Below are 6,956 nucleotides of genomic sequence, written 5' to 3' on the forward strand. Positions count from 1 at the left end.
CCCAATACCTGGGACGCGTCACCGGCCGCACGGTCGATTTGGGCTTCTATTCGCGTCTGCGCGAGCCGGCGGCAAACTCGGGCACGGTTGCGGGTTAACACAATTCCACCCAGCCAAGACGGCACACTGAGCGAGGGCTGTCACCCGGTGACAAAAGACGCCGCATTCGCGACCGTGCCGGGGATCGTGACGCTGTGGTGACGCCCGCCCCTCAAGTGGGTGGCTTCCCCGAGTCCGCCTTGCCCGGGGCCAACCCGTTCGCGTCGGCCGCAACTCACGATGCCGTGCCCGTCGTCTGCCCGTGGCGGCCCCGTCGCCGAATGCATTCGGACGGCTCGCTTCCGGCGATGCTGAATTTGATGCAACAACTATCCAGGAAAGGGCTTGCCCGGCGTCAACACACCGCAGAGCACCCATTTGCCTTAGGCCTCAATGTAAGATCCTGTCTAGGCTCGAGCGGTGAATGTAGGATTCTGTCTGGCATTCGCTCGCGAGCGTAGGATTGCATCTTCCCAAAAGCCACCTCCGAGCCTCCGACCAGGGCATACGCAAATCCTCCAAAGACAGAATCTTACGTTCGACGGCCGGAACCAGACAGAATTCTACATTCGGCGGCTCCGGCCAGACAAAGACCTACACTCGACGGCGAGTGTAGGATTGCGTCTGATCCGATAACGCGAGTGTAGGATTGCATCTAACCCGATAACGCGAATGTAGGATTGCATCTGACCTGGGCGCACGAATGTAGAATTCTATCTGCCGGTGACTGCACGCGCCAACTCTTTTCGGGGATACGCAAACTGATCAAGGATAGAGTCGAACACTCGACGACCAGCGCCAGTCGGAATCTGGCACCCGGCGGCCGACCACCGCCGGGCGGCACAGGGGAATGTGGCGGGTGCCGCCCGGCTTGCGCTGGCCTTGGAGGTCTCTTGTGCACCTCCATATTAGGCATGCCTTGGTACATGCGTCGCCCATCGGTGGCTAAAGAAGCAGCATCCGGACGGCTCCATCGCCAACTGGCGGCGCTGCGGCCGGACTGGATGGCGTGCCCGAACCGGCGGCCGACCGACGCCGACTAACGCCACGATCGACCGGACGGGGCCGCGCCGCCGCCCGGAACGACGCCTGCGGCAGCCCGCGGAGGCGGGCCGCCAATGTGCTCAAGGATGGTCCTGCACACGGTTGGCGATGCGTTCAGCCACTTCAGCGGGGTCTTCGTGCTCCCAGAAGCGCAGGACGGTCCAGCCCGCGGTCTCCAGCACCTGGGCCACGTGGGTGTCACGAGCGGTGTTGCGGGCGATCTTAGATTGCCAGTAGTCGGTGTGCGTCTTTGGCAGCCGATGGTGCTCGGGGCAGCCGTGCCAGAAGCACCCGTCTATGAAAACGGCCACCCGGCGCCCCGGAAACACGATGTCGGCGGTCATCCGTTCGCCCTTGACCGGCTTGAACGCCACCCGGTACCGCAGCCCACGGGCGAACAGCAGCCTTCGCACCGCCATCTCCGGCCCCGTGTCCCGGCTCCGGTTCGCCTGCATGGACCGCCGAGTGGCGTCCGAGGACGCCCAAGAGCCTTTCGCACCACCGCCGACCGCCGATGCCGTCCCACACGGGCGGGCGTTCCCATCTGACCTGGTCATCGGGGCCGCGCCGCCCGGCCCGGCGTCTTCGTCCGGCCTGGCCGCCGGAGCCGTCCCATCCGGTCGGGCTTCCCCACCCGACCTGGTCATTGGGTCCGCCCCGCAGACGAGTTGGCCGGTGCGCTGCCAACCGGCGCCCTTGGATCGCCTGCGACGCAGGAGTCGAGGGAAGCTGGGTCCGCGTCCATCGCCGGTTCGCGAGCGTGCCCCGTGTGCGCGGTCACTAGGGGCATCAAGTAGTTGGCGGCGAGCCACTCGACAACGGGGACGGCCACGGCATCGCCGAATCCGAAAAGCGCCTGGTTCGTGGAGACTGCCCCCAACGGGTAGTCGCCCGCTCCCATCAGGCGGGCGCACTCGCGGGGCGTCATCCACCGAACCCGCAGGCTTCCCTCCCCCAGGCGCACAACCGCCTGTTTGGAGGAGCCGCCGCGAGCCGTCCGCAGGCATCCGGCGATGTCGTCGGGGCGGACTTCCCAAACCGCTTTCCCTTCGCGGGTGCGCCGGTAGGCGGTTCGGAACTTCACACCCGGCGACCGCCGGAGTTCCGCCAAGCGCTCCGCCTGCGCGGGCGAGAGTGAACGGGTGAATGCCTCCACCCGCGCGGGCTCCCACCATCGCGGATCGCCCGCAGGCAGGTCTTCGGTGTAGAACGGGCCGAAACCGCTGGTCAGCAGCGGGGGCGGGGGCGGCAGTTCGGCCCGGTGGGTCCGCAACGATTGATCCCCGAACACTCCCGCAAGCCAATGCGGGCGCAACTCGGAGGTGACTTCGCTGGAAGGGGGCGGCGACTTGGCTGCCACGACGAATAACCGGGGCCTTGACTGGGGAACGAATCGGCGGGCGTCGATGGCCAACACGTCCGCCGAGTAGCCCAAGACGTTGAGCGCCCGGACGGCGGCGGCCAGGTCCTGACCACTGCGGGAGGTGGCCAGCCCCACCACGTTCTCAACCACTGCGACCGGCGGCGCCGAGGGACCCATTTCGCCCAGAATCCGAATGAACTCCCAGAAGGTGCCGGATTCCGATCCGCCAAGGCCGTCACGGTTCCCCGCCAGCGACAAGTCCGTGCAGGGCGACGAGGCCCAAGCCAACGACGCGTCCCCCGGCAGGTCGGATCCGCGAATGGAGCGAATGTCCGCAAGCACAAAACGATGCGAGGGAAACTCCCCGAAATTCGCCTCATACATTGCGCGCTTGGCGGGTTCGCGGTCATTCGCCCAGGTCACCATGAACCCGGCCCGCTCCAAACCAACGCGGGCCAACCCAATGCCGGCAAAGAACTCCAGCGCGGTCGGCCGCACGGAAGGCTGAACCGCATCCGAAGCCACAAGGCCATGCTAGCGGCGGCCGTCGCCCGTCCGGCGGCTGTGCGGAGCCCCGGGGAACCGCGCTGTTCGGATGGCGCGCCGTGGCAGACAGGAAAGCGCATTCGGATCCCATGGCCAACCTGCCAACGGGTCCGGAACTAAGAACATGCCCGCATCCAGCGCGAGGGGTCGCCCGAATCCGCGCACGTCGTTACAATGTCGTTATGGACGAGCTGCGCTTTGCGTGGGACGACGAAAAGGACGCGCTCAACCAAGCCAAGCACCAGGTGTCGTTCGAGGAAGCCCGCACGGTGTTCTTCGACCCGCACGCGCTGGTCATAGACGACCCAGACCACTCGGCCGCCGAGGAGCGGTTCATCATCTTGGGACACTCGAGGGTGCTGCGGCTGCTGGTCGTGGCGCACTGCCACCGGCAGGCCGAGGCGGTGGTCCGGATCATCTCGGCCAGGAAAGCGACCAAACACGAGTCCAAGGCATACCAGACAGGTGGAAGACATGGCAGATGAACTCAGGAACGGGTACGACTTCGCGGGCGCGCGGCCAAACCCGTACAGCAAGCGGCTGAAAAAGCAGGTGACGATTCGCTTGGACGTGGACACGATCGACTACTTCAAGGCGCTCGCCGGGCAGACTGGCGTCCCTTACCAGAGCCTGATCAACCTCTACCTGGCCGACTGCGCCGTCAACAAGCGCGAGCTGGCGCTGACCTGGGCGTGACCATCCCCGAAGCCTATGCCCACCAGATGAGCTCGACCCTGGGGCCAGGCCGCTGGCGCGGCCGCGTTCGGCCTTATGCGGATCGGGCGGCGCGGGCAAGTTGCGAGATCCTGCCCGGCGACACGCCGAGGATGGCCGCTGCGTCGCGCACGCCGAACCGTTCGGCCAGGCGTCCGGCCAACGTCGCAGTGCCCTCGGCAAGTTGGCGTTCCATGGCGGCCAAGCGCTCGCGTTCCTCCCCGAGTTCGCTGCCGGCCTGCACGTTCTTGTCGTCGGTCTTGAAGTCGAGTTTGATCAGCACTTCCGCGCCATCGGGCAGATCGTCCATCAGGATGGCGACCTCCCTCAGATAGTTGACCAAGCTGGCCAACGTCTTCGCGTAGGTGTGCGCGCCCGGCACAGCGGGAATGTCGCCCAGCCAGTTGTCGCCCTCGCGGGTCACCACCGCTGTGTACGCCCTCATGGTTTCAGCCATCCTCTCCCCAAGACCGGCGCCAAGTCGCGTTCTATCTTTCCCAGCGTGCCGTCCGGTATGTCGCCCGGATGCTGCGGCACCGCAGTGGAGGCGGTCACACCGTTGCCGCTGACGCGCCACCTGCGATGCGATCCCACCTGGCGCACCAACTGGCCGCCCGCCCTGCGGATCCTTCGCTCCACTTCCCTGGCCCGCACTGCGCCATTTTAGCCAGTATACGGCGAGGTCGTCAAGCAGCTAGACGGCGCCTTGCGGCCGAGCGGGCAAAGCCGCGCCAACGCGGGGAAGTCGACAAGATTCTCGGTCACAACCGCCCGACAGGCCGCGTGGAAGGCAACGGCCAGAATATGGCGGTCCTTCGGATCGTTCGTCAGCTCTGGCATGAGCGACTCGGATCCCGTGACACAGGCTCTCGGTTGGGCCGACCTCATCTGCTCGACACGATGCTCGGCCGGTCGGGCACTCCCCGCTTCTCAACCGGCGCCTTCTTGAACGGAACATTGGCCGCGTGCCGCGGGCACGCTAAAGCCCACCGCGCCCAAGGCGGAGAAGTCGCCTCCCAGGCCGGGCGCGGCGGCGGCCCGGCACCCTCGATGAAGCCCGTTCCCATGGGATGGTTGGAGGCGTGAAAAGCTTCGCTGGCGAGCCCCGTTCGTGGGCGGAAGTGGATTTCAGGAGCTGGTTCGCTCCGACAGCGGGCCTGGCGGAGTTCGACTATGCGGTCGGCCTGTTTTCCCGCGACCCGGACAGGGCCAGCCTCCTGGACCCGCCTCTCCTGGACCGTGTGATGGCTGAGCACGCCGAGGCGTTGATCGCCGCAGACTCGGATCCGGGTGTCATGCTCCCTGGCGTCAAGACGTTCAGGCGGCTCGCGCGCAGTTCGCAGTTTCGCCCGTGGTTCGTCATCCGGCGGGCTTGGGAGCGGCTGGGCCGGTTGGCGCTCCCGCATGATGACGACTGTGTGTTGGCGCTGGTTGGCTTGGGTTCGTGGGCACCGGAGCGGTGAGGCATGCTCACGCGGCTGCTCCAGCAAGACGCCGAGTTGCTAGACACTGCGTTCTGGCGGGTTTTCGAGGTCGAAGGCGGCGGCGAAGTCTCAATGACCCGCGGCGAGAAATGCTGGACCAAGGCGTTGTTGAAACTGACGGCGGACGACACGGTGCCGCGCGAGCGCGTGATGCGCGCCTGTTTGGACGCATTGAACCGGGATTCTTCGGCCTACCGGGTGGGCGGCTTCCGGCGCGTTTACGAGGCCTTCGAACCCAGCCGGGATGAGCTGGCCCGCGACCAAGACAAGCTCTGGCCGCTGCTGGCCTGTCCGCTTGGGCCCACAGTGGGCTGGGCGGTGAAACAGGCGGAGCAGCTGGACGGCGTGAACACTTGGACGATGCCGCGTTCTTGGCTTTTGCGAACGCCTCCGCGCTGGGTGGGACGGGCGCGGCGTTGACGAGCATCACCTTGGCCGAGAAAGCGGTGAAGCGCAATGCGGGGCTGGGCCCGGAGGCCGTCGGCCTGGCCGCCGTCGCCGTGTCGCATCCGGACGCGGCGGCGCAGAAGCGGGCCGTTGCCGCGCTCGGTTCCCAGGACCCTGTGGACCCGGCGAAACTGCTGGAATCCGAACCCGTCAGGACGCTGGCGGCGGCGCGCTGGTTCCACAGGGACACCACCCTCGGCGCCGACCGCGATTTGGTCTGGCCGCTCGGAATGCGCGTCAACGAGGTCATCTCGTTGGCCGCGGTCCGCCAAACTGGCGTGTGTCATGGGCGCCTCCAACCGACACCCGAGGTCGCTTGGACCCGAAAACGCTGCTCAGGCGGGCGGCGGCGAACCCATTTCCCACCAAGGCGGACCGGCTGGCCGCCGCGTTGCGCCTTGACGGCGTGGGCACCGCCGAGGTTCGCCGTAAGTTGGGTTTGGACCGGCTTGTTCCGAGCACGATGCCGCCGGCGTGGGAGGCGCTCTCTTAGCCGGGCAATCCCGAGCCGTTTGCGTCCCGTCTACTCAATCCTTTGTCGACCTTCGCGGCCTACGAGCAAAGCGATCACCGATTGACCGCCGCATTTGAGGGTCTGCGGAGAATCCCCGGCCCAGTGGGCGTCCTTTCGGCCACCTGCCTGGCGCTCGGCTTGAGCGCGAAGGACAGCGAAGTCCGCCGTCAGGCGATCGAGTGGTTCGCGGAGGCATCGCCTGGCAGAGTCCCCGTGGCAGAGCTCGTGTCGGCCATGGCGCTCGTGGCGCCGGCGGTCCAGTGCCACCGTTGGGCGGCGGCGCTGGGGGAGGCCGCGGCCATTTCGCCCACGACCGCCACCGCAGTGCGGGAGTGGGGGTGTCCGGTTTGCTGCCCGCCATGGACCGCAGGCAGCGCCGGGTTGGCGACCTGACCCAACTGCTTCTTGACGAGTGCTTACGGGCCGGGCAGCACGGCATCGGACCCGAACTGCGGTCCTGGCTGCGAGGCTTCACCGGTGCCTCGGCTGCGACGAAAGCCGCCAGGCGCCTCGCCTCGCTGGGCTTACGTGGGCTACCCCAAGACCAGGTTTTCGGCCGTGCAGAACGCGGCGACCCGGCCGTCAGCATACCCACGTATGATTTGAGTATGACAGTGAAGAAAGAGCGGCGGACGCTGACCCTTGATTCCGACGTCCTCCAGGCTTTCGCACCAGGCAACCTCTCTGGCGAGGTCAACGAGGTCTTGAGGGAAGAACTCGCCCGCCGCGAGGCGCGTTCGGCGCTGGCCGCCTTTGTCGCCGGCCTCGACGCCGAATTCGGCCAACCGGCCCCCGAACTGGTCGA

10 protein-coding genes are annotated in these 6,956 nt (G+C 66.8%); 6 read left to right on the plus strand and 4 right to left on the minus strand.

Going from position 1 to position 6,956, the window contains the following annotated elements:
• Nucleotides 1-1,163: 1,163 nt before the first annotated feature.
• Nucleotides 1,164-1,730 carry a very short patch repair endonuclease gene (locus LBC97_10855; GenBank protein MDR2566527.1) on the minus strand — a complete coding sequence of 189 codons (567 nt, stop codon included), beginning with the start codon at nucleotides 1,728-1,730 and terminating at the stop codon, nucleotides 1,164-1,166.
• Nucleotides 1,727-2,971 carry a DNA cytosine methyltransferase gene (locus tag LBC97_10860; protein MDR2566528.1) on the minus strand — a complete coding sequence of 415 codons (1,245 nt, stop codon included), beginning with the start codon at nucleotides 2,969-2,971 and terminating at the stop codon, nucleotides 1,727-1,729. Before LBC97_10860 ends, LBC97_10855 begins: the two co-directional genes overlap by 4 nt.
• Before the next feature lie 203 nt (nucleotides 2,972-3,174).
• On the opposite strand from LBC97_10860, the gene LBC97_10865 reads away from it, so the two are divergent.
• The gene (locus tag LBC97_10865; protein ID MDR2566529.1) at nucleotides 3,175-3,477 is read left to right on the plus strand and encodes a BrnT family toxin; all 303 of its coding nucleotides are present in this window, start codon (nucleotides 3,175-3,177) and stop codon (nucleotides 3,475-3,477) included.
• The gene (locus tag LBC97_10870; protein MDR2566530.1) at nucleotides 3,467-3,688 is read left to right on the plus strand and encodes a BrnA antitoxin family protein; all 222 of its coding nucleotides are present in this window, start codon (nucleotides 3,467-3,469) and stop codon (nucleotides 3,686-3,688) included. Before LBC97_10865 ends, LBC97_10870 begins: the two co-directional genes overlap by 11 nt.
• 73 nt (nucleotides 3,689-3,761) lie before the next feature.
• Here the strand turns inward: LBC97_10870 and LBC97_10875 are convergent, their stop codons facing one another.
• Both LBC97_10875 and LBC97_10880 read right to left on the minus strand, forming a co-directional pair.
• Complete coding sequence (locus LBC97_10875; GenBank protein ID MDR2566531.1) at nucleotides 3,762-4,151, minus strand: hypothetical protein; 390 nt, start codon at nucleotides 4,149-4,151, stop codon at nucleotides 3,762-3,764.
• Nucleotides 4,148-4,360: a type II toxin-antitoxin system HicA family toxin gene (locus LBC97_10880; GenBank protein ID MDR2566532.1), complete on the minus strand. Its 213-nt coding sequence runs from the start codon at nucleotides 4,358-4,360 to the stop codon at nucleotides 4,148-4,150. The genes LBC97_10875 and LBC97_10880 overlap by 4 nt, the downstream gene beginning before the upstream one ends.
• A gap of 428 nt (nucleotides 4,361-4,788) precedes the next feature.
• Here LBC97_10880 and LBC97_10885 point away from each other — a divergent pair, with 428 nt between their 5' ends.
• The 4 genes from LBC97_10885 to LBC97_10900 all read left to right on the plus strand — a co-directional run.
• Nucleotides 4,789-5,169: a hypothetical protein gene (locus LBC97_10885; protein MDR2566533.1), complete on the plus strand. Its 381-nt coding sequence runs from the start codon at nucleotides 4,789-4,791 to the stop codon at nucleotides 5,167-5,169.
• A gap of 3 nt (nucleotides 5,170-5,172) precedes the next feature.
• Nucleotides 5,173-5,610 carry a DUF6493 family protein gene (locus tag LBC97_10890; GenBank protein MDR2566534.1) on the plus strand — a complete coding sequence of 146 codons (438 nt, stop codon included), beginning with the start codon at nucleotides 5,173-5,175 and terminating at the stop codon, nucleotides 5,608-5,610.
• A 562-nt stretch (nucleotides 5,611-6,172) separates the two neighbouring features.
• Nucleotides 6,173-6,544, plus strand: a complete 372-nt coding sequence (locus LBC97_10895; GenBank protein ID MDR2566535.1) for a hypothetical protein — start codon at nucleotides 6,173-6,175, stop codon at nucleotides 6,542-6,544.
• A gap of 215 nt (nucleotides 6,545-6,759) precedes the next feature.
• The coding region (locus LBC97_10900) for a type II toxin-antitoxin system CcdA family antitoxin (GenBank protein ID MDR2566536.1) at nucleotides 6,760-6,956 on the plus strand (197 nt) is incomplete at its 3' end.

This window comes from Bifidobacteriaceae bacterium (assembly GCA_031281585.1).
Classification (GTDB): domain Bacteria; phylum Actinomycetota; class Actinomycetes; order Actinomycetales; family WQXJ01; genus JAIRTF01.